The organism is Streptomyces sp. NPDC059743, assembly GCF_042732975.1.
Taxonomy (GTDB): Bacteria; Actinomycetota; Actinomycetes; order Streptomycetales; family Streptomycetaceae; genus Streptomyces.
On record NZ_JBHWGS010000015.1, the window covers coordinates 41,112 to 58,948 of the forward strand.

Sequence of the window (17,837 nt, forward strand, 5' to 3'; positions counted from 1 at the left end):
TGAGCATCAGTGGATCTGCACTTCGGTGACAGCAAGCCGACCGACGAGGAACGGGCCGCGGTCGACGCGCTGCTCGGCCCGCCGGCCTCGGCGTGGGAAGGCGCGGACGACCGTACGGACACGGATCTGCGCTGGGCACGCGGCGGCCGTGAGGCACGCGAACGGCGGGACCTGCTGTTGCCGGGGCTGCACGCGGTCAACGACCGCATCGGCTGGATCAGCGAGGGCGCGCTGGACTATCTCTGCCGGCGGCTGACCGTGCCGCCGGCGGAGGCGTACGGCGTCGCCACGTTCTACGCGATGTTCGCGGTCAAGCCGCGCCCGGCGAAGGTGCTGCACGTCTGTACGGACGTGGCCTGCGCGGCCCATGGCTCCACGGCGCTCTGCGCGGCGCTGGAGGAGCGCCTCGGCGCGGCCGGCTCCGCCGCGGGCGGAGTCGTCTGGCAGCCGAGTCCCTGTCTCGGTCTCTGTGAACGGGCCCCGGCGGCGCTGGTCATCCAGGCCGGCGTCCCGTCCGAGGCCGCCACGGCCACTGTGAGCGCCGGCTCCGCGCGGGACGGCGCGGAGCCGGCACCAGCTCCCTGGGGCGCCCGGCCCTCCTGGCCGGCCGGGGCCGATCCGGCAGGCCCGCTGCGGCCGGCCGGGGCCACCGCCCCGGTGAACGGCGTACGGCCCGAGGGCACGCCTCAGGAGCCCGCGCCCCGGCCGTACGCCACGGCCGTCATCGCGCCCGCGACCGCCGAGGCCCTCGTCCTCGCGGCGGCCGAGCCCGAGGCGGCGCCCGGCGAACCGGCCGCCGCCATGGCCGTACCGCAGGCCGGACAGCCCGGGCTGACGCTGCTCGGACGCGTCGGTGTGGTCGATCCGTACAGCCTCGACGACTACCGCGCGCACGGCGGCTACACGGCGCTGCGGCGGGCCTTCGAGCTCGGGCCCGCCGGAGTCATCCGGGAGGTCACGGACGCCGGTCTGGTGGGCCGTGGCGGCGCGGCCTTCCCCACCGGGCGCAAGTGGCAGGCCACCGCCTCCCAGCCCGCCCATCCGCACTATCTGGTCTGCAACGCCGACGAGTCCGAGCCCGGCACCTTCAAGGACCGGGTGGTCATGGAGGGCGATCCGTACTCGCTGGTCGAGGCGATGACCATCGCCGGGTACGCGGTCGGCGCGCAGCGCGGCTTCCTCTATCTGCGCGGCGAGTATCCGCGCGCCCTGCGGCTCCTCCAGCACGCGATCGACCAGGCGCGCGCCCGCGGACTGCTCGGGGACGACGTCCTCGGCCAGGGATACGCGTTCGACATCGAGATCCGGCGCGGCGCCGGCGCGTACATCTGCGGTGAGGAGACCGCGCTGTTCAACTCGATCGAGGGCTATCGCGGCGAGCCGCGCTCCAAGCCTCCGTTCCCGGTGGAGAAGGGCCTGTTCGGCAAGCCCACCGTCGAGAACAACGTCGAGACGCTGATCAATGTGCTGCCCATCCTGACCGGCGGCGCGCAGGCGTACGCGGCGATCGGGACCGGCCAGTCCACCGGCCCCAAGCTCTTCTGTGTCTCGGGCAATGTGGAGCGGCCCGGTATCTACGAGCTGCCGTTCGGCGCCACGCTCGGCGAGCTGCTCCAACTGGCGGGCCCGTCGCCCACCATGCGGGCGATCCTCCTCGGCGGCGCGGCGGGCGGTTTCGTACGGCCGGACGAGCTGGACATCCCGCTCACCTTCGAGGGCACCCGGGCCGCGGGCACCACGCTGGGTTCCGGCGTGGTGCTGGTGCTGGACGACACGGTCGAACTGCCCAGGATCCTCGTCCGTATCGCCGAGTTCTTCCGTGACGAGTCCTGCGGCCAGTGCGTTCCCTGCCGGGTCGGCACGGTCCGCCAGGAGGAAGCGCTGCACCGGATCGTGGACCGTACCGGTGCCGCGGCGGCCGACGACATCGCGCTGCTGCGCGAGGTCGGTCAGGCCATGAAGGACGCCTCCATCTGCGGTCTGGGACAGACCGCGTGGAGTGCCGTCGAGTCCGCCATCGACCGTCTGGGGGCCTACAAGTGACCGCGATACCTCTCCAGTTGCCGCGCCGTCTGATCGAGTTCACACTCGACGGCCAGGAGACACGGGTGCCCGAAGGCTCCACGATCCTGGACGCCTGCCGGGCGGCGGGCAAGGACATCCCGACGCTCTGCGAGGGCGACACACTGACGCCGAAGAACGCCTGCCGGGTGTGTGTCGTGGAGGTCGAGGGCGCGCGTGTGCTCGCTCCGGCCTGCTCACGCAAGGCCGAGGCCGGTATGACAGTCAGCACGGACAGTGCGCGTGCCCGGCACAGCCGTAAGATCGTCCTCGAACTCCTCGCCTCCTCGACGGATCTCTCGACCACACCGAGGGCCGCCGAATGGATCAAGGAGTACGAGGCGAAGCCGGAGCGCTTCGGCGCGGACGCGGCCCGGCTCAACGAGGAGCCCAAGGTCGACAACGATCTGTACGTCCGTGACTACGACAAGTGCATCCAGTGCTATAAGTGTGTGGACGCATGCGGCGAACAGTGGCAGAACTCCTTCGCGATCTCTGTGGCGGGCCGGGGCTTCGACGCCCGTATCTCCACCGAGCACGACGCTCCGCTCACCGACTCCGCGTGTGTCTACTGCGGCAACTGCATCGAGGTGTGTCCGACCGGAGCGCTCAGCTTCAAGTCGGAGTTCGACATGCGGGAAGCCGGAACATGGGACGAGTCGGCGCAGACCGAGACCACCACGATCTGCGCGTACTGCGGCGTCGGATGCAATCTGACACTGCATGTACAGGAGAATGAGATCGTCAAGGTCACCTCTCCGCACGACAACCCCGTGACACACGGCAACCTCTGTATCAAGGGCCGCTTCGGCTACCAGCACGTACAGCAGCGCTGAACGCCTGACGAGTAGGACTGATCACCATGGGACGGGTCACCGAACGCCGTCGCACCATCCGTATCAGGGACGGAGTCGTCTCGGCCCGTCCTGACACCCTGGTGGCCGAGGAGCCACTGGAAATCCGGCTGAACGGCAAGCCGCTCGCCATCACCATGCGCACCCCGGGCGACGACTTCGCACTCGCGGCGGGCTTCCTGGTGAGCGAGGGCGTCCTCGCGAGCGCCGCCGATCTGCGCTCCATCGTGTACTGCGCCGGAGCCAAGGCCGACGGCTCCAACACCTACAACGTGGTCGATGTCCAGCTCGCTCCCGGTGTGCCGGTCCCGGACATCACACTGGAGCGCAACGTCTACACGACCTCCTCGTGCGGACTGTGCGGCAAGGCCAGCCTGGACGCGGTACGGACCACGGCCCGCTTCCCGATCGGTGACGATCCCCGGGTCCGGGTGGAGCCGGAGTTCCTCGCCGGACTCCCGGACCGGCTGCGGGCGGCACAGCAGGTCTTCGACCGGACCGGAGGGCTGCACGCGGCGGCCCTGTTCTCGGAGAGCGGCGAGATGCTGGACATCCGGGAAGACGTGGGCCGGCACAACGCGGTCGACAAGCTGGTCGGCCGGGCACTGCGGCAGGATCTGCTGCCGCTCTCCCGGGCGATCCTGCTGGTGTCGGGCCGTGCCTCCTTCGAGCTGGCGCAGAAAGCCGTGATGGCGGGAATCCCGGTGCTGGCGGCGGTCTCCGCGCCGTCATCGCTCGCCGTCGATCTCGCGGCCGAGACCGGGCTGACCCTGGTCGGCTTTCTGCGCGGCTCGTCCATGAACGTGTACGCGGGCGATGAGCGTATCGCCTTGCACACCGGGGTGTGACTCTCCCCGCTGCACGGGACAAGGACCTGGCCGGCGGGGAGCGCCCCCTGCGCCGGCCGGGTCCGTTCCGGTTGTTTTTTGAGGCTCGGTTCGCCTCCGGGCCCCTCTTTTTTGGGGCTCGGTTCGCCTCCGGGGCGCTTTATGTCGATGCCGACGGTCGACCGTGCTCGATTCGCTCGTACCTCGCGAACCTCCGCGCGCTCTCCCTTTCGGCACCGACGCGCCCCTTCGGCTCACTCGCCGGCGTCCGTGCGGGGCCGGGGCGTCTCCGCGACCCGGGGCGGCCGACCCGACCTGCCCGACCAGAAGATGTGGCGCATCGACCGCATCGCCGACTACCCGTCAGTGCGGTGGCGCAGCTGTGCGGGGGCGATCTCGCTCGGGCCGCCGTCGGTGTCGCGTACGCAGTGCCTCACGAGCCGGGGTGCGTGGTGGTGAGCGGTGGTGTGCCTTCTGCTGCTCGTTCCCTCTGGCGCCAGGTTCCTGGCGGGTGTCCGTGGTGGCGGCGGAAGGCGGCCGCGAACGCGAAGGGTGAGCCGTAGCCGACGGCGTCGGCGATCTGGGCGAGGGTGAGATCGTCGGCGCGCAGGTGGTCGCGGGCGAGCGTCATGCGCCATTCGGTCAGGTACTGCATGGGGGCTTGGCCGAGCGCCTCCCGGAACAGCCTCGCGAAGGCGGCCCGGGACAGTCCGCTGATCGCGGCGAGTTCGGGGACCGTCCACGGGTGGGCGGCGTTCTCGTGCATGGCTTGCAGCGCGGCGCCCAGCCGGGAATCTGCGGAGGCCCGGTACCAGCGCGGTGCGGTCGAGCTGCGGCGGAAGTCGCTGCGGATGGCGAGCACGAGAAGCAGGTCCAGGAGGCGGTCCAGTACGATCTGCTGGGCGGGTTCGGTCCGGACCAGCTCGCGGGACAGCAGGGTGATCACCTCCCGCAGGGGATCGTCGATCGCCGCCAAGAGGGTCATGACCTGGGGCAGTGCGTCGAGCAGTCCGCTGCCGACATCGCCGGAGAACTGATAGGCGCCGCAGAGGAACACTGTGGCCTGCGGGTTGTCGCCGGGGCCCGCCTGGGCGTGGCGTGCCCGGAACTCCTCCGGCTCCAGGCATTCGGCGCCCGGCTCGTGCGCAATGTAGTGGTTCGGCCCGCCGCGTACCAGCGCAACGGTTCCCGGTGCGAGCTCCACCGGCCTGCCGGGGGTGTCCAGCCAGAGGTAGGCCCGTCCGCGGACGACGGTGTGCACGGCGAGCTGGATCGAGCCGCCCAGCCGCAGTCCCCACGGCGGTTCGGCGACCGTCCGCGCGAACACCGCGCCGGTGGCGCGCGCCCGCACCAGGTGGTCAGACAGCAGGTCCATAAAATCATGGTTGAGCAGGACGAGCGTCTGGGTCAAGGTGCGAGAGTTTCACGTAAACAATCGAGCGGAACACGCATGGATTGTCTCGGCCTCGGCTTCGAGTATGGAGCCATGAACGATGAAGCACCTACCGCACTCATCCTGGGTGGCACCGGCCGGACCGGCTCGCTGTTGACGGGCGCACTCGCCCGGCGAGGAATCACCCCCCGTACCGCCGCGCGCCGCGGAGCCGACGTCCGGTTCGACTGGGACGACCCGGCCACCCATCCGGACGCCCTGGACGGCGTGGACCGCCTCTACCTGGTGACACCGGTCATGCGCGTCCGGTACGCGGACCAGGTCGCCGACTTCCTGGACGTCGCCGAGACGGCCGGCGTACACCACGTCACCTTCCTGAGCACCTACAACGCCCACCAGGCGCCACGGGAAATCGACATCGCAGCCGTCGAGGCCGACCTCGCCTCCCGGCGCGCCATGACGCATTCCGTTCTGCGCCCCGCCTGGGTGATGCAGAACTTCGCCGACGACCACCTCCCAGTCATCGATGGGGTGATCACGGCCCCGAGCGGCGGCGGCAGGGAGGCATTCGTCGACGCGGAAGACATCGCGGCAGCCGCGGCCGAGACGCTGCTGGACCCCGAAACGCACGCCGGGGCCACCTACGCGCTCACCGGCCCGCGGGCCCTCACCTTCCGCGAGGTCGCGGACACCATCGCCTCCGTGAGCGGCCGCCCCGTCTTCTACAACGACATCGACCAGGAGGCATGGATCAACGGCGCGCTCGCCGCGGGAGTCCCCGCCGACTACGCGGTGATGCTGCGCTGGCTCACCAGCGCCATCGTCACCGGCAACGGCTCCACGTCCACAGGCGACATCGAGAAGGTCACCGGCCGGCCGGCCACCACCTTCCGCGAGTTCGCCGAGCGCAACGCCCGCGCCTGGACAGTGGAGGCGTCATGAGCAAGACCGTTGGCGACAGCGCTCCCTTCGGGGCGAACAGCCCGTTCTTCCGCATCATCAAGGAGGGCCTGGACGGCCTGGTCGACGGGGAGGACTACTTCGATCTTCTCGCCGAGGACGTGGTCTTCGAGTACGTGATCTCCGTGCCGGGGTACCCCAAGCGGGTCGAGGGACGGCAGGGGATCATCGACCTCTACAGCAACTACGGCGACTACATGAAGCTGGGCAGCGCGGACAATCTCCGCGTCCACCGGGACCTCGAGACTTCCGTCGTGGTCCTGGAGTACGAAGTGCACGGCACGTCGGTCCAGACAGGCCGGCCCTACGACAACCGCTTCGTCTCGGTCGTGACCGTCAAGGACCGCAAGGTGATCCACTGGCGCGACTACCTGGACCCCGTCGCCGTCTTCGACGCAGCCGGATGGCCGCAAGGCCGCCACTCGTAACGGCCAGCGCATCAGGCACCTGTCAGCCGCGCCCACAGGGGCGCCACACAGATGCGTAGACGACCGGTCATTGGGTCGGCTGTATCGTGATGTTGTCCAAGCGCCCGCCCAGTTCACAGGGCTCCTCTGCGCTTCGGCTTCGCCGCCGCAGGCGCCCGCCGCCATCACCCGCAGCTGCCAGGCCCCGGGATACACTGCTCCGCCCCACCCCGACCGGAGGTCATCTCAGTGTTCCCCGCACGGGTACTTGCCGGTGCCCCGTTGGCTTTGTTGATTCTCGCCCTGTCCGGCTGCTCTACCCTCTGGGACTGCACCGACACGACGGCGGAGCGCGGTGAGGCCGGTGTCAGGGTGCAGGTCGAGAACACGTCCGGGCAGCCTCTCGGCGTCACCGCCGAGGTCGTTGACTGGCGACTTGAGCCCCACCCGCAGGTGCCCTCCGAAGGTGACCAGGTCCACTTCCACTACCGCTTCGACGGCGCCGATGAAATATCCGAACCTGGAGTGGATGCCTGCGCGGTCGACAAGGAGCGCGTGGCGTTGGGGTGTCAGACGGTTTATTCGTCCGGGGCGTGGCCCGGGCCGGACGGTGCCCTCACGGGCGACGACTGGCTCGCCGTCGAGCACCCTGAGCAGGTTGACGGAGTGCTGTTGATCCCCAATGACCAGTCCTACGACCGACGAACCTGCGAGCAGGACGTCAAGGACGGTGGCGGGACGCATCCTCCGGAACCAGCCCGCATGGGGGACCAGCTGTAAGGAGGTCAAGGCGGTTGAGCGCGAGGCACGGGTCTGCCGGCGCCCTGGTGTTTGCGCTGTTTGGTGGTCTGGTTGTGCGCCCCCAGAACTACCGGACCTGACACTCAACCGTCAGGCCGATAGCCCGACATCACCCCATCAAGTTCAGTAGCTGGTCAGCTCGGTGTCGGAGATTGGCCAGAGGGTCCGTCGTCATTGGCCGGTTCCTTGAGCGGCGAGTTCGGCGTCCAGGTCGATGACCGTCACGCGGCGGAGCTGGCGCAGGAGTTGATGGGCGAGAACGAAGCGGAGATCAGCTCTGCCGTATCCCACCTGAAGGGTCCTGGGCTCCGGTACGAGCCCGCCCATCGCCGGGAGAAAGGGCGTCGGCGGGAGGTACGGAACCCCGAACACTCCCCAGACGGTCGGTTTCTTGGCCCGCACGGCTGTGTACCGCCGCACAAGACGCGGGCACTGCTCACGGGAGAGCCGGGCGCACGGCAGGCACAACGGCGGCTGCCCGGTGGGCTCCTCCTCCAGCTCGGCGGCGCTGCGGACCGTTCCCTCCAATAAGAAAAGCGTGCCCAGCCGGGTCGTACTGGCGGGACCGGCACAGACCTGGCACAGCAGGTCCCGCATCGCCTGGCGCTGCCGCGAGAAACTCACATCGCGAAACCGCGGCTCACCGACCCCGGCGCGGCCGACGGTGCGCGCCCACAGCGCACCGAACTTGTCACGGTCGGCCGCGTCATCGTGCCGATAAAACAGCCCTTTCCTACTGAGGCACAGGTCCGCCCTTGACACATCCCGCTCGTCACTCCACCGCGTGATGAACGGGACCTTCAACTCGCCGGTCACGCCGCGACCTCCCGGGAGGGCCTGCGGATCTCGAACCAGACGTCCTTGCCCAGGGAGTGCCCCTCAACTCCCCAGGTATCGGCCATGCTTTCCAGGACGACCATGCCGCGTCCGCTCTCCGCGGCCCAGTCCGGTTCGCGGACGACCGGCAGTGCGCCGCTGGTGTCGCTGACCACTACGCGGACGCCGTCAAGTCGGCGCTGGAGAGTGAGCACACACTGCGCGGAATCGGTGTGCTTGCCCACATTGGACAGCAGCTCGTGCGTGCACAGCGCGGTGGTCTCCGCCAACGAGGCAAAGCCCCAGAGCCGTACGTACACGCCGACGATCTGACGGATACCCCCGAGGACACCCGGTCGAACGGTCAGCTCCTGCCGGTACTGCGTGGTGTCTGTGTCTGCCATGACGCCCATGGCTCCTTCGGCGCCCTGAACCAGGCGCATCGCAAGTGGCTTTGACGCCCCGTGACTTCTCGGACGCCATCTGTGATGGCAACAGAGTGGACCCACCCACGCCCGTACCGCAACTAGGTGAGCTACAAAATTGCAGATTGGCAAGAACTTGCCAACCGAGTCGGCGCGTGGCGACAGTTGGAGATGCTGTGGTTCGATACGGCACACCACTGCCGAACTCATCCGGAAAGGAGGCCGAGTTGCCAAGCCATCCACGTCCAACGGTCCGACGCCGCAAGGTAGGCGGCGAGTTCAAGCGCCTGCGCGAAGCGGCGGGCATCAAGATGGAGGAGGCCGCCGAGCGCATCGGCGGCGACAAGTCCAAGATCTCCCGCCAGGAGAACGGGCGTCAGGGAATCACCAAGCTGGAGGCCGAAGCGTTGCTGGCCCTGTACCGGGTTGAGGACCAGCGGCTGAAGACGGCGCTGACGACGATGGCGCGGGAGGGCCGACGGAAGGGCTGGTGGGCGCAGTACAGCGACCTCGTTGGCGAACATTTCGAGGAGCAGATCAGCATCGAGTCCGACGCAGTCCGGATACTGGCCTTCCAGCCGCTACTGGTCCCTGGCCTCCTGCAGACGCGGGAGTACGCGGAGGAATCCATCCGAAACGTTGAGAAGGGCGCTCCCGAGGATCGGATCGAGTCATTCATCACCGTACGGATGGACCGGCAGGAGATCCTGCGGAGGGAGAACGCACCCCAACTCGTCTGCCTGCTGGACGAATCCGTGCTTCATCGCGCGGTCGGCGGGCCGAAGGTAATGGCTGCCCAGCTCCAACGGCTGATCGAGTTGGACAACCCGCCACAGTTGTCCATCCAGGTCATCCCCTTCGGACAGGGCTGGCACGCGGGCCTGGATGGCGCGTTCACTATCTTCTCGTACCCGGATCCCATGGATCTGGACGTTGTCAGCCTGGGATACCTCGACGGGATGCTGTATCTGGAGGAGGATGGACCTGTCGACCGGTACAAGCTCGCTTTTGACCAACTCCGGGCGAGCGCTCTACCGTCGCGACAGTCCATGGCCCTGATCACACGAGTGGCCAGAGCGCTGACCAGCTAGAGGCAGGTAGACGAGATGATCCGGCACGGCCTCCCCGAGGACAAGTGGCAGAAGTCCTCCTACAGCCCTGACAACGGGGGGCAATGCTTCGAACGACAGACGACCGCCGAGGGCCTCGTCGCCGTCGGCGACAGCAAGAACCGCCCCCTGGGAGCCCACACCTTCGAACCGGCCGCATGGCAGCAGTTCATCAACGCCGTACGAACGGGCACCGTCTAGCTCCACAAGCACCCGCACCCCGCCGGCAGGCCACCCGCCTGGCGGGGAACGCTGGTGGGCGCCGCCGCGCGTATCGGCGGGGCGGCGCCTACCAGCGGGCGAGAGGCCGCTGAAGTGGATCAGAGGATCACACTAAGGTCATGCTGATCCGCTCTCCCTGTACGGTCCAGTGCTGGCGGAGCCCGGAGGGGTTGCACGGCTCCACGTTGGTCAGGCGGGTTTTCGGGTAGTCACTGGCGAGGCACATTTCGGGGTACACGGACTGCGAGATCGATTCGCCGTTGACGGTCCAGTGCTGGCGAGGCCCGGAGGGGTTGCACGGCTCTACGTTGATTATGCGGGTTTGCGGGTAGTTACTGGCCAGACACATATCGGGGTACAGGGACTGCGAGATCGATTCGCCGTTGATGGTCCAGTGCTGGCGGGGCCCGGAGGAGTTGCACGACTCCACGTTGACTATGCGAGTTCTCGGGTAGTCACTGGCCAGGCACATGGTGCCGACGGCCGAGACCGCGTCGACAGGTGCGACGGCCGCCACGGCGGCCGACGGCAGCGCGGAGGACGTCAGTGCGACAAGGGCGGGTACGAGGAGCCTACGAAACACGTTAGCCACGAGGTGGAACCCTCCATGGTCGGCAGATCCACATCAGCCGGGACGCATCTGCTGGTCCTGGCCAACGGATCTGGGTGATTGCAGCCTCGAAAGGTTCCCCTCATTCTTGAAGTCATATGCGCCACATGCAGTACATGGCTGTGGGATCGGATGGCCCCACCGCTGCCAAAGCGGCCCGCGCGGCGACACCTTCATACCTTCATCCCGGACGGCGGCCGGTTCCCCCCACCGGCCTCCGCGCCGCCCGGCGCACCCCGCGCCCCGGTACCGGCCGGCAAAACCCAGCCCGTCCGGCGATTGAGGACGGAACGGCCCCGCACAGACCCGGTGACCTTGCATCGGCGCTCAGCACTCGCGGCCAAGCGCGCGCCGGTCAGAGCGCGGCCCGTGCCCCCGCCGGCGGTGCGGCGCTTTCGCGCGGGAGAGGGTCAGGCACGGGCCCCGCGGCCGGCGGCGAGGCGCCGAGCGCCGATGCCCGGCGCTTCGCGATGACCGCGCACACCATCAGCTGCATCTGGTGGAAGAGCATCAGCGGCAGTACCGCGAGGCTCGCTCCCGACCCAAACAGCACGCTCGCCATGGGCAGTCCGGCCGCCAGGCTCTTCTTCGAGCCCGCGAACTGGATCGCGATCCGGTCCGCCCGACCGAAGCCCAGACGTTTCGCGCCGTACCAGCTCAGCGTCAGCATCGTCGCGAGCAGCACCGCCTCGACGGCCAGCAGCGCGGCCAGGGCGGCCGGAGTCACGCGGTGCCAGATGCCCGCCACCATGCCCTCGCCGAACGCGGTGTAGACGACCAGCAGGATCGAACCGCGGTCGACGAAGCCCAGCAGCTTCCGGTGCCGGGTGAGGAAGCCGCCGACCCAGCGGCGCAGCGCCTGGCCCGCCAGGAAGGGCAGCAGGAGCTGCACGACGATCCCGGCCAGCGAGTCGGCCGAGAAGCCGGCCGTGTCGCCGCCGATCAGCAGCGCCGCGAGCACCGGTGTGAGCACGATGCCCGCGAGGCTGGAGAACGATCCGGCGCAGATCGCCGCGGGCACATTGCCGCGCGCCATGGAGGTGAAGGCGATGGACGACTGGATGGTCGACGGCGCCAGACAGAGGAAGAGCAGCCCGTTGTAGAGCTGCGGAGTCAGCACCGACGGGACGAGTCCGCCTGCCGCCAGCCCGAGCAGCGGAAAGACCATGAACGTGCAGGCGAGGACGGTCAGATGGAGCCGCCAGTGCCGCAGTCCTTCGACCACCTCACGGGTGGACAGCCGGGCCCCGTAGAGGAAGAACAGCACCGCCACCGCGCCGGTCGACGCGCCGTCCGCGACCTCGGCGGCCCGGCCGGAGGCCGGCAGTACGGCCGCGAGCGCGACGCTCGCGAGAAGCGCCAGGATGAACGGATCGACGGGCAGCCATGACGGTATGCGCGGGCGTGGGGTACGGCGGCGGTCGATGTGCTCCACTACTGCAAGTGCTCCACTACTGGCTGTCGGTACGCGTCGTGCCTCCCCATCATCCGCCGATCGCCCTTGATCGGGAATCCCGTATACCGCACTGACTGTTATCAGGCTTCGTGATAACCACATGACCTGGCCATAACCTGGCCGTATGTACGACCCAGGACAGCTCCGCACTTTTCTCGCCGTGGCGCAGACGCTCAGCTTCACACGGGCGGCACGCAGACTGGGGCTGCGCCAGTCCACGGTGAGCCAGCACATCCGCCGGCTGGAGGATGCCACCGGGCGACCGCTGTTCATCCGGGACACCCACCGGGTGGAGCTGACGGAGGACGGCGAGGCCATGCTCGGCTTCGCCCGGACGATCCTGGCGGCCCATGAGCGCGCCGCGGCCTTCTTCACCGGCACCCGGCTGCGCGGCCGGCTCCGCTTCGGGGCCTCGGAGGACTTCGTACTGACCCGGCTGCCGGAGATCCTGGAGTCCTTCCGGCGCGACCATCCCGAGGTGGATCTGGAGCTGACGGTCGAGCTGTCCGGCACGCTGCACGCCCGGCTCGCGGCGGGCCGGCTCGATCTCGTACTGGCCAAACGGCGCCCGGGCGACACCCATGGCGAGCTCGTCTGGCAGTCCACGCTCGACTGGATCGGAGCGCCACGGCTACGGCTCGATCCGGACCGCCCGCTCCCGCTGATCCTCTTCCCGCCGCCCGCCATCACCCGCGCCCGCGCGCTGGAGGTGCTGGAGGCGCACGGCAGGAGCTGGCGCGCCGCGTGTACGAGCGCGAGCCTGAGCGGGCTGATCGCGGCGGCCCGCGCCGGGCTCGGCGTGATGGCCCATACGCGCGGGCTGATCCCGCCGGGCCTGCTGCCCGTACCGGCCAGGGCCGGCCTGCCCGAACTGGGCGAGGTGGACTTCGTCCTGCTGCACGGACGAGGCCGCGGGCACGCGGCGGCCCAGGAGGCGGCGGATGCCCTGGCCACGGCGATCCTGGCGGCCGGCGACCGGCTGCACCGCCTGTCGCCCACCGACGCCTGACGCGCCCGCCCGCCTCGTAGGTCCCGCCCGTAAGTCCGCCCCGTAGGTACGGACCAAGCTTCCCGGCGAGGGCTCACCCGTGTCAGTGACGTATCAGTGACGTACGGATTCGGTGCAGACTCCACCCGCTCCCGACCCACTCCCGCCGACTCCGTGGTCAGATGTCGGCCCCGCTCCGGCGCTGCGCGGAGCGTGACAAGGAGCAAGTCATTGCGCGAGTTCAGCCTCCCTCCTCTGCCGGCCGCCCCCCACGTCGGTGGGCTCGCGGACGCCGTCTTCGAGCACGCGCTCGACGATCCCGGTCATGTCGTGCTCGGCCGCAAGGACGAGGAGGGCCGCTGGCGGGACATCACCTCCGCCGCGTTCCGTGACGAGGTGCTCCGGCTGGCCAAAGGGCTGCTCGCGCACGGTGTACGGTTCGGCGACCGCGTCGCGATCATGTCCCGTACCCGCTACGAGTGGACGCTCTTCGACTTCGCGCTCTGGTCCGTCGGCGCCCAGCCCGTACCCGTCTATCCCACCTCCTCCGCCGAGCAGGTCCACTGGATGCTCCATGACGCCGAGGTCTCGGCCTGCGTGGTGGAGCACGAGGACCACGCCATGACCGTCGGTTCGGTGATCGACCGGCTGCCACGGCTCGAACGGCTCTGGCAGCTCGACGCCGGCGCGGTGGCGGAGCTGTTCGCGGCGGGCGCCGGGCTCGACGACGAGATGGTGCACCGCCATCGCAGGGCGGTGACACCGGACTCCGTGGCCACGGTGATCTACACCTCGGGCACCACCGGCCGGCCCAAGGGATGTGTGATCACCCACGCCAACTTCATGTTCGAGGCGGACACGGTGCTCGCCCGCTGGGAGCCGGTCTTCCACACCAGATCGGGCGACGAGGCGTCGACGCTGCTCTTCCTCCCGCTCTCCCATGTCTTCGGGCGGATGATCGAGATCGCGGCGATCCGCGGCCGGGTGAAGCTGGGCCATCAGCCCGCGCTCCAGGCGAGCGCGCTGCTGCCCGATCTGGCCGCGTTCCGGCCGTCGTTCATCCTGGCCGTGCCCTACATCTTCGAGAAGGTCTACGCGGCGGCGCGCCGCAAGGCGGAGACCGAGGGCAGAACGGGCCCGTTCGACAAGGCCGTGGATGTGGCCGTGCGTTACGCGGAGGCGGTGGAGCGGCGGGCCTTCGGCTTCGGCCCAGGGCCCTCCGCCGCGCTGCGCGTACAGCACCAGTTCTTCGACAAGGCCGTCTACGGCAAGGTCCGCGAGGCGATGGGCGGCCGGGTACGTCATGCCATGTCCGGCGGTTCCGCGATGGACCGGCGGCTCGGGCTCTTCTTCGCGGGCGCGGGCATCACCGTCTACGAGGGCTACGGGCTCACGGAGTCGAGCGCGGCGGCCACGGCCAATCCGCCCGAGCGCACGCGTTACGGCACGGTGGGACAGCCGGTCCCGGGCACCTCGGTGCGTATCGCCAGGGACGGCGAGGTGTGGCTGCGCGGCGGCCAGATCTTCTCCGGCTATCTCAATGACCCGAAGGCGACCGACGCCGTGCTGCGGGACGGCTGGCTCGCCACCGGAGATCTGGGCTCGCTCGACGAGGACGGCTATCTCACCATCACCGGGCGGAAGAAGGAGATCCTGGTGACCTCGGGCGGCAAGAGCGTGTCGCCCGGTGCTCTGGAGGAACGCGTACGGGCCCATGCGCTGGTGGCCCAGTGCATCGTGGTCGGCAATGACCGTCCGTATATCGCCGCGCTGGTCACCGTGGACCGGGACGCCGTGGACCACTGGCTCTCCGTCCAGGGCAAACCGCCGCTGAAACCGGCCGAGCTGGTCCGGGACCCGGATCTGGAGACGGAGATCAGACGAGCGGTGGTGGCCGCGAACACGGCGGTGTCCCAGGCCGAGTCGATCCGTACGTTCCGGATCCTGGCGCATCCGTTCACCGAGGAGCACGGGCTGCTCACGCCCTCGCTGAAGCTCAAGCGCAAGGCGATCGAGACCGCGTATGCCGCCGAGGTCGACGCACTCTACCGTTGAGGCGCTCCACCCCTGAGGAGGGCGGGAATCCGTCCGTCGCTGTGATCGTTGGAACAGCGAAGGAGCAGAGAAGAAGCCACCGACGACGTAAGGATCGACCGCTCGTGAGCAAGGTCCCCACGCTTACCCTCAACAACGGCATCGAGATGCCCCAGCTCGGCTTCGGCGTCTGGCAGGTACCGGACGCCGAGGCGGTGAAGGCGGTCGCCACCGCCCTGGAGTCCGGCTACCGGAGCATCGACACCGCCGCCATCTACGGCAACGAAGAGGGCACGGGCCAGGCCATCGCCGCCTCCGGGATCGCCCGGGAGGAACTGTTCGTCACCACCAAGCTGTGGAACAGCGACCAGGGATACGAGTCGGCCCTGCGCGCCTTCGACACCTCGCTGGAGAAGCTCGGGCTGGACTATGTCGACCTGTATCTCATCCACTGGCCGAGGCCCGACGCCGGCACCTATGTCGACACGTACAAGGCGTTCGAGAAGATCCACGCGGACGGCCGCGCCAAGGCCATCGGTGTCTCGAACTTCCTTCCCGCGCATCTGGAGCGGCTGATCGGCGAGACCTCCGTGGTCCCGGCCGTCAACCAGATCGAGCTGCATCCGCAGCTTCCGCAGACCGGGTCCCGCGCCTTCCACGCCGAGCACTCCATCACCACCGAGGCCTGGTCACCGCTGGGCCAGGGCAAGGGACTGCTGGAGGTGCCGACGGTGGTGGCGGTCGCGCGCAAGCACGAGCGGACTCCGGCGCAGGTGGTGCTGCGCTGGCATCTCCAGCTCGGGCATGTGGTGATCCCCAAGTCCGTGACGCCGTCGCGGATCCAGGAGAACATCGACGTCTTCGGCTTCGAGCTGGACGCGGACGATCTGGCGGCGTTCGCCGCGCTGGACGAGGGCAGGCGTCTCGGCCCGGACCCGGCGACGTTCAACGTCTGAGCCGGCGCCGGGCCCGTCCGGCGATCGAGGCCACACACGGCGCGCGGGCGCCGCGGCGCGAGGTCCATAGGGCCTACGCACCTGTCGCGGCGCCCGCGCGGTATTCCTGCGGGCTGACACCCCGTACGCGTTTGAAGGCGGCGCTCAGCGCGAACGAGCCGCTGTAGCCGACCTTTCTGGCCACCGACTCGACCGTCGCGTCCGTACCGCGCAGCAGATCGGCGGCGAGCGCGAGCCGCCAGCCGGTGAGATACGCCATCGGCGGCTCTCCGACGAGTTCGGCGAAGCGGCGCGCGAGTCCGGCCCGGGAGACTCCGCACGCGGCGGCGAGAGTGGCGACCGTCCAAGGACGGGCCGGCTCGTTCTGGAGGAGCCGCAGGGCGTTGCCGACCGCCGGATCGGCCATGGCACGGTACCAGCCGGGAGCCTCGGCGTCAGGCCGCGAGAACCACGCTCTGAGCACACCTATCAGCATCAGATCCAGCACCCGGTCGAGAACCACGCCCTGCCCGGGTTCGTCCCGCGAGATCTCCTCGTCCAGGACCGTCATCAGCGGGCTGTTCGAGGCGGTGGCGGGGAGTTGGATCAGCGAGGGCAGGGCGTCCAGCAGCCGTCGGCTGACCTCACCGTCCATCTGGTACGTCCCGATCAGTACGGTCGTACCGCCGTCCGGAGCGTTGCCCCAGGTCCGTACGCCCAGATGCATGGACTGGGCGAGCGGTTCGCCCTCCAGCGTGTGACAGACACCGCCGGGACCGATCAGCGCGCGCGGCGCGGTCAGCGGGCTGTCCGCGGTGAGATACGGCTCGGGGCCACGGGCGATCGCCACATCTCCGGGCCGCAGCAGCACCGGCTCGGCGCCGCCGTCCGGGACGATCCACGCCTCGCCTCGGGTGACGCACATCAGACAGAGCGGAGCGCGGTCCTCGATGCGCACCGACCACGGCGGCTCCATCACCATGCGCAGCAGAAAAGCCCCCCGGGCCCGCGGTCCGTCCAGGAGTCCGGCGAGTACGTCCATGGTCACCAGCGTAAATGCACCGGGCAGGCGACTCGTCGCCGCACCGATCAGTTCGCGCCGTGTGCCGGGGCAATCTCCTCGACACGCCGTGCGAGGGCGAAGTCCTTCACGGTGACGGCGCCGCCCGCGTCATGGGTGTGCACGGCGAGAGCGACGGTGTGATAGCCGAGCGTCAGATCGGAGTGATGGTTCAACTCCTCCTGAATCCGGGCGACATGGACGACCATGGCGGTCGCGGCGAAGTGGCTGCCGAGCCGGTAGGTACGGGCGAGACGGCTGTCCGTCAGGGACCAGCCGGGAAAGTCTCGCAGCCGTGCCTCGATCTCCTGCGGGGACAGCGGTTCGGTGGCCATGGGCGAAGCTCCTTGCGGAAATGTGGGGACATGGGGGACACGGGAGGCGACGCGGCCGACGATACGTCGTGTCCCGGGCATCGGGCGGGATGTCAGACCCATGGTCAAGACTTGATGGTCCGACAGATCCATGGGGAGGAAGCCGGTATGACCACCACCACATCCACTACGTCCGGCACGTCCAGTACGTCCGGCACGGCGAGCGAGTACAGCGCGGCCCAGGCCTATCTGCGGCTCATGGCGGCCGTACGGGCGGTGCTGGACGATCCGCTTCAGGCCGCGCTCGCCGCGCCGCTGCTGGCGGCTCCTCTCGCCGAGGCGGACGCGGCCCTGACCGCGGCCGGACTGGCGGGCAACGAGCGGGACTTCCTGCATCTGGTCGCCACCCAGGCGCTGGGCCCGGCGCCGGGCGGCGGGAAGGCGGAGGACCGGTGAGCGGGCGGCCCGGCGTCCCGGGAGCCACGAAAGCCACGGGAGCAGGGCGTCCGGGAGCAGGGCGCCCGTGGGACGGGCGCTCCGTTTCCGGCGCGCCCGTCCCACGTAT

Annotated in this window: 19 protein-coding genes; 12 read left to right on the forward strand and 7 right to left on the reverse strand. The window is 69.3% G+C overall.

The window, feature by feature from the left end; genetic code table 11:
- The first annotated feature begins 9 nt into the window (after positions 1–9).
- From ACFV6H_RS25770 to fdhD, 3 genes are read left to right on the forward strand one after another with little or no spacing between them, the layout of a single operon-like run.
- Positions 10–2,043: an NAD(P)H-dependent oxidoreductase subunit E gene (locus ACFV6H_RS25770; protein WP_385546317.1), complete on the forward strand. Its 2,034-nt coding sequence runs from the start codon at positions 10–12 to the stop codon at positions 2,041–2,043.
- On the forward strand, positions 2,040–2,897 hold the full coding sequence (locus ACFV6H_RS25775) for a 2Fe-2S iron-sulfur cluster-binding protein (protein ID WP_385546320.1): 858 nt from the start codon (positions 2,040–2,042) through the stop codon (positions 2,895–2,897). The genes ACFV6H_RS25770 and ACFV6H_RS25775 overlap by 4 nt, the downstream gene beginning before the upstream one ends.
- Positions 2,898–2,923: 26 nt before the next feature.
- The gene (gene fdhD, locus ACFV6H_RS25780) at positions 2,924–3,763 is read left to right on the forward strand and encodes a formate dehydrogenase accessory sulfurtransferase FdhD (protein WP_385546323.1); all 840 of its coding nucleotides are present in this window, start codon (positions 2,924–2,926) and stop codon (positions 3,761–3,763) included.
- A 412-nt stretch (positions 3,764–4,175) separates the two neighbouring features.
- Here fdhD and ACFV6H_RS25785 read toward each other — a convergent pair whose 3' ends face one another.
- On the reverse strand, positions 4,176–5,153 hold the full coding sequence (locus ACFV6H_RS25785; protein WP_384986678.1) for a cupin domain-containing protein: 978 nt from the start codon (positions 5,151–5,153) through the stop codon (positions 4,176–4,178).
- Between the two features lie 75 nt (positions 5,154–5,228).
- On the opposite strand from ACFV6H_RS25785, the gene ACFV6H_RS25790 reads away from it, so the two are divergent.
- From ACFV6H_RS25790 to ACFV6H_RS25800, 3 genes are all read left to right on the forward strand, one after another.
- Positions 5,229–6,077, forward strand: a complete 849-nt coding sequence (locus ACFV6H_RS25790) for an NmrA family NAD(P)-binding protein (RefSeq protein ID WP_384986677.1) — start codon at positions 5,229–5,231, stop codon at positions 6,075–6,077.
- Positions 6,074–6,523: a nuclear transport factor 2 family protein gene (locus ACFV6H_RS25795; RefSeq protein WP_384986676.1), complete on the forward strand. Its 450-nt coding sequence runs from the start codon at positions 6,074–6,076 to the stop codon at positions 6,521–6,523. The genes ACFV6H_RS25790 and ACFV6H_RS25795 overlap by 4 nt, the downstream gene beginning before the upstream one ends.
- A 228-nt stretch (positions 6,524–6,751) precedes the next feature.
- Positions 6,752–7,282, forward strand: coding sequence for a hypothetical protein (locus ACFV6H_RS25800; RefSeq protein ID WP_384986675.1), 531 nt, complete (start codon positions 6,752–6,754; stop codon positions 7,280–7,282).
- A gap of 192 nt (positions 7,283–7,474) precedes the next feature.
- Here the strand turns inward: ACFV6H_RS25800 and ACFV6H_RS25805 are convergent, their stop codons facing one another.
- Together ACFV6H_RS25805 and ACFV6H_RS25810 are read right to left on the reverse strand one after the other, a co-directional pair.
- On the reverse strand, positions 7,475–8,119 hold the full coding sequence (locus ACFV6H_RS25805) for a hypothetical protein (protein WP_385546328.1): 645 nt from the start codon (positions 8,117–8,119) through the stop codon (positions 7,475–7,477).
- Entirely contained in the window at positions 8,116–8,523 is a 408-nt protein-coding gene (locus ACFV6H_RS25810) for an ATP-binding protein (RefSeq protein ID WP_385546331.1), read from the reverse strand. Before ACFV6H_RS25810 ends, ACFV6H_RS25805 begins: the two co-directional genes overlap by 4 nt.
- A gap of 248 nt (positions 8,524–8,771) precedes the next feature.
- Between ACFV6H_RS25810 and ACFV6H_RS25815 the strand changes: the two genes are divergently transcribed.
- Entirely contained in the window at positions 8,772–9,635 is an 864-nt protein-coding gene (locus ACFV6H_RS25815; RefSeq protein ID WP_385546334.1) for a helix-turn-helix domain-containing protein, read from the forward strand.
- Between the two features lie 15 nt (positions 9,636–9,650).
- Positions 9,651–9,854, forward strand: coding sequence for a DUF397 domain-containing protein (locus tag ACFV6H_RS25820; RefSeq protein WP_385546337.1), 204 nt, complete (start codon positions 9,651–9,653; stop codon positions 9,852–9,854).
- A 127-nt stretch (positions 9,855–9,981) separates the two neighbouring features.
- On the opposite strand, the gene ACFV6H_RS25825 is transcribed toward ACFV6H_RS25820, so the two are convergent.
- Together ACFV6H_RS25825 and ACFV6H_RS25830 are read right to left on the reverse strand one after the other, a co-directional pair.
- A complete protein-coding gene (locus tag ACFV6H_RS25825) occupies positions 9,982–10,467 on the reverse strand; it encodes a ricin-type beta-trefoil lectin domain protein (protein ID WP_385546340.1) in 486 nt (161 codons plus the stop codon).
- A 373-nt stretch (positions 10,468–10,840) separates the two neighbouring features.
- Positions 10,841–11,920, reverse strand: coding sequence for a bile acid:sodium symporter family protein (locus ACFV6H_RS25830; RefSeq protein WP_385546343.1), 1,080 nt, complete (start codon positions 11,918–11,920; stop codon positions 10,841–10,843).
- A gap of 145 nt (positions 11,921–12,065) precedes the next feature.
- On the opposite strand from ACFV6H_RS25830, the gene ACFV6H_RS25835 reads away from it, so the two are divergent.
- From ACFV6H_RS25835 to ACFV6H_RS25845, 3 genes are all read left to right on the forward strand, one after another.
- Positions 12,066–12,950 (forward strand): LysR family transcriptional regulator, encoded by an 885-nt coding sequence (locus ACFV6H_RS25835; protein ID WP_385546346.1) that lies wholly within the window; start codon positions 12,066–12,068, stop codon positions 12,948–12,950.
- Positions 12,951–13,184: 234 nt separating this feature from the next.
- The gene (locus ACFV6H_RS25840) at positions 13,185–14,984 is read left to right on the forward strand and encodes an AMP-dependent synthetase/ligase (protein WP_385546705.1); all 1,800 of its coding nucleotides are present in this window, start codon (positions 13,185–13,187) and stop codon (positions 14,982–14,984) included.
- Positions 14,985–15,088: 104 nt separating this feature from the next.
- Positions 15,089–15,919, forward strand: a complete 831-nt coding sequence (locus tag ACFV6H_RS25845; protein ID WP_385546349.1) for an aldo/keto reductase — start codon at positions 15,089–15,091, stop codon at positions 15,917–15,919.
- A 73-nt stretch (positions 15,920–15,992) separates the two neighbouring features.
- Here the strand turns inward: ACFV6H_RS25845 and ACFV6H_RS25850 are convergent, their stop codons facing one another.
- Together ACFV6H_RS25850 and ACFV6H_RS25855 are read right to left on the reverse strand one after the other, a co-directional pair.
- A complete protein-coding gene (locus tag ACFV6H_RS25850) occupies positions 15,993–16,940 on the reverse strand; it encodes an AraC family transcriptional regulator (protein WP_385546352.1) in 948 nt (315 codons plus the stop codon).
- 47 nt (positions 16,941–16,987) lie between these two features.
- Positions 16,988–17,293, reverse strand: a complete 306-nt coding sequence (locus ACFV6H_RS25855; protein WP_093604256.1) for a 4a-hydroxytetrahydrobiopterin dehydratase — start codon at positions 17,291–17,293, stop codon at positions 16,988–16,990.
- 147 nt (positions 17,294–17,440) lie between these two features.
- On the opposite strand from ACFV6H_RS25855, the gene ACFV6H_RS25860 reads away from it, so the two are divergent.
- On the forward strand, positions 17,441–17,728 hold the full coding sequence (locus ACFV6H_RS25860; protein ID WP_385546355.1) for a hypothetical protein: 288 nt from the start codon (positions 17,441–17,443) through the stop codon (positions 17,726–17,728).
- Positions 17,729–17,837 lie beyond the last annotated feature (109 nt).

Coding starts and splice junctions, on each gene's coding strand:
- ACFV6H_RS25855 (WP_093604256.1), bottom strand. CDS start 17,293: ATGGCCACCGAACCGCTGTCCCCGCAGGAGATCGAGGCACGGCTGCGA.
- ACFV6H_RS25835 (WP_385546346.1), top strand. CDS start 12,066: ATGTACGACCCAGGACAGCTCCGCACTTTTCTCGCCGTGGCGCAGACG.
- ACFV6H_RS25810 (WP_385546331.1), bottom strand. CDS start 8,523: ATGGCAGACACAGACACCACGCAGTACCGGCAGGAGCTGACCGTTCGA.
- ACFV6H_RS25790 (WP_384986677.1), top strand. CDS start 5,229: ATGAACGATGAAGCACCTACCGCACTCATCCTGGGTGGCACCGGCCGG.
- ACFV6H_RS25795 (WP_384986676.1), top strand. CDS start 6,074: ATGAGCAAGACCGTTGGCGACAGCGCTCCCTTCGGGGCGAACAGCCCG.
- fdhD (WP_385546323.1), top strand. CDS start 2,924: ATGGGACGGGTCACCGAACGCCGTCGCACCATCCGTATCAGGGACGGA.
- ACFV6H_RS25860 (WP_385546355.1), top strand. CDS start 17,441: ATGACCACCACCACATCCACTACGTCCGGCACGTCCAGTACGTCCGGC.
- ACFV6H_RS25820 (WP_385546337.1), top strand. CDS start 9,651: ATGATCCGGCACGGCCTCCCCGAGGACAAGTGGCAGAAGTCCTCCTAC.
- ACFV6H_RS25850 (WP_385546352.1), bottom strand. CDS start 16,940: ATGGACGTACTCGCCGGACTCCTGGACGGACCGCGGGCCCGGGGGGCT.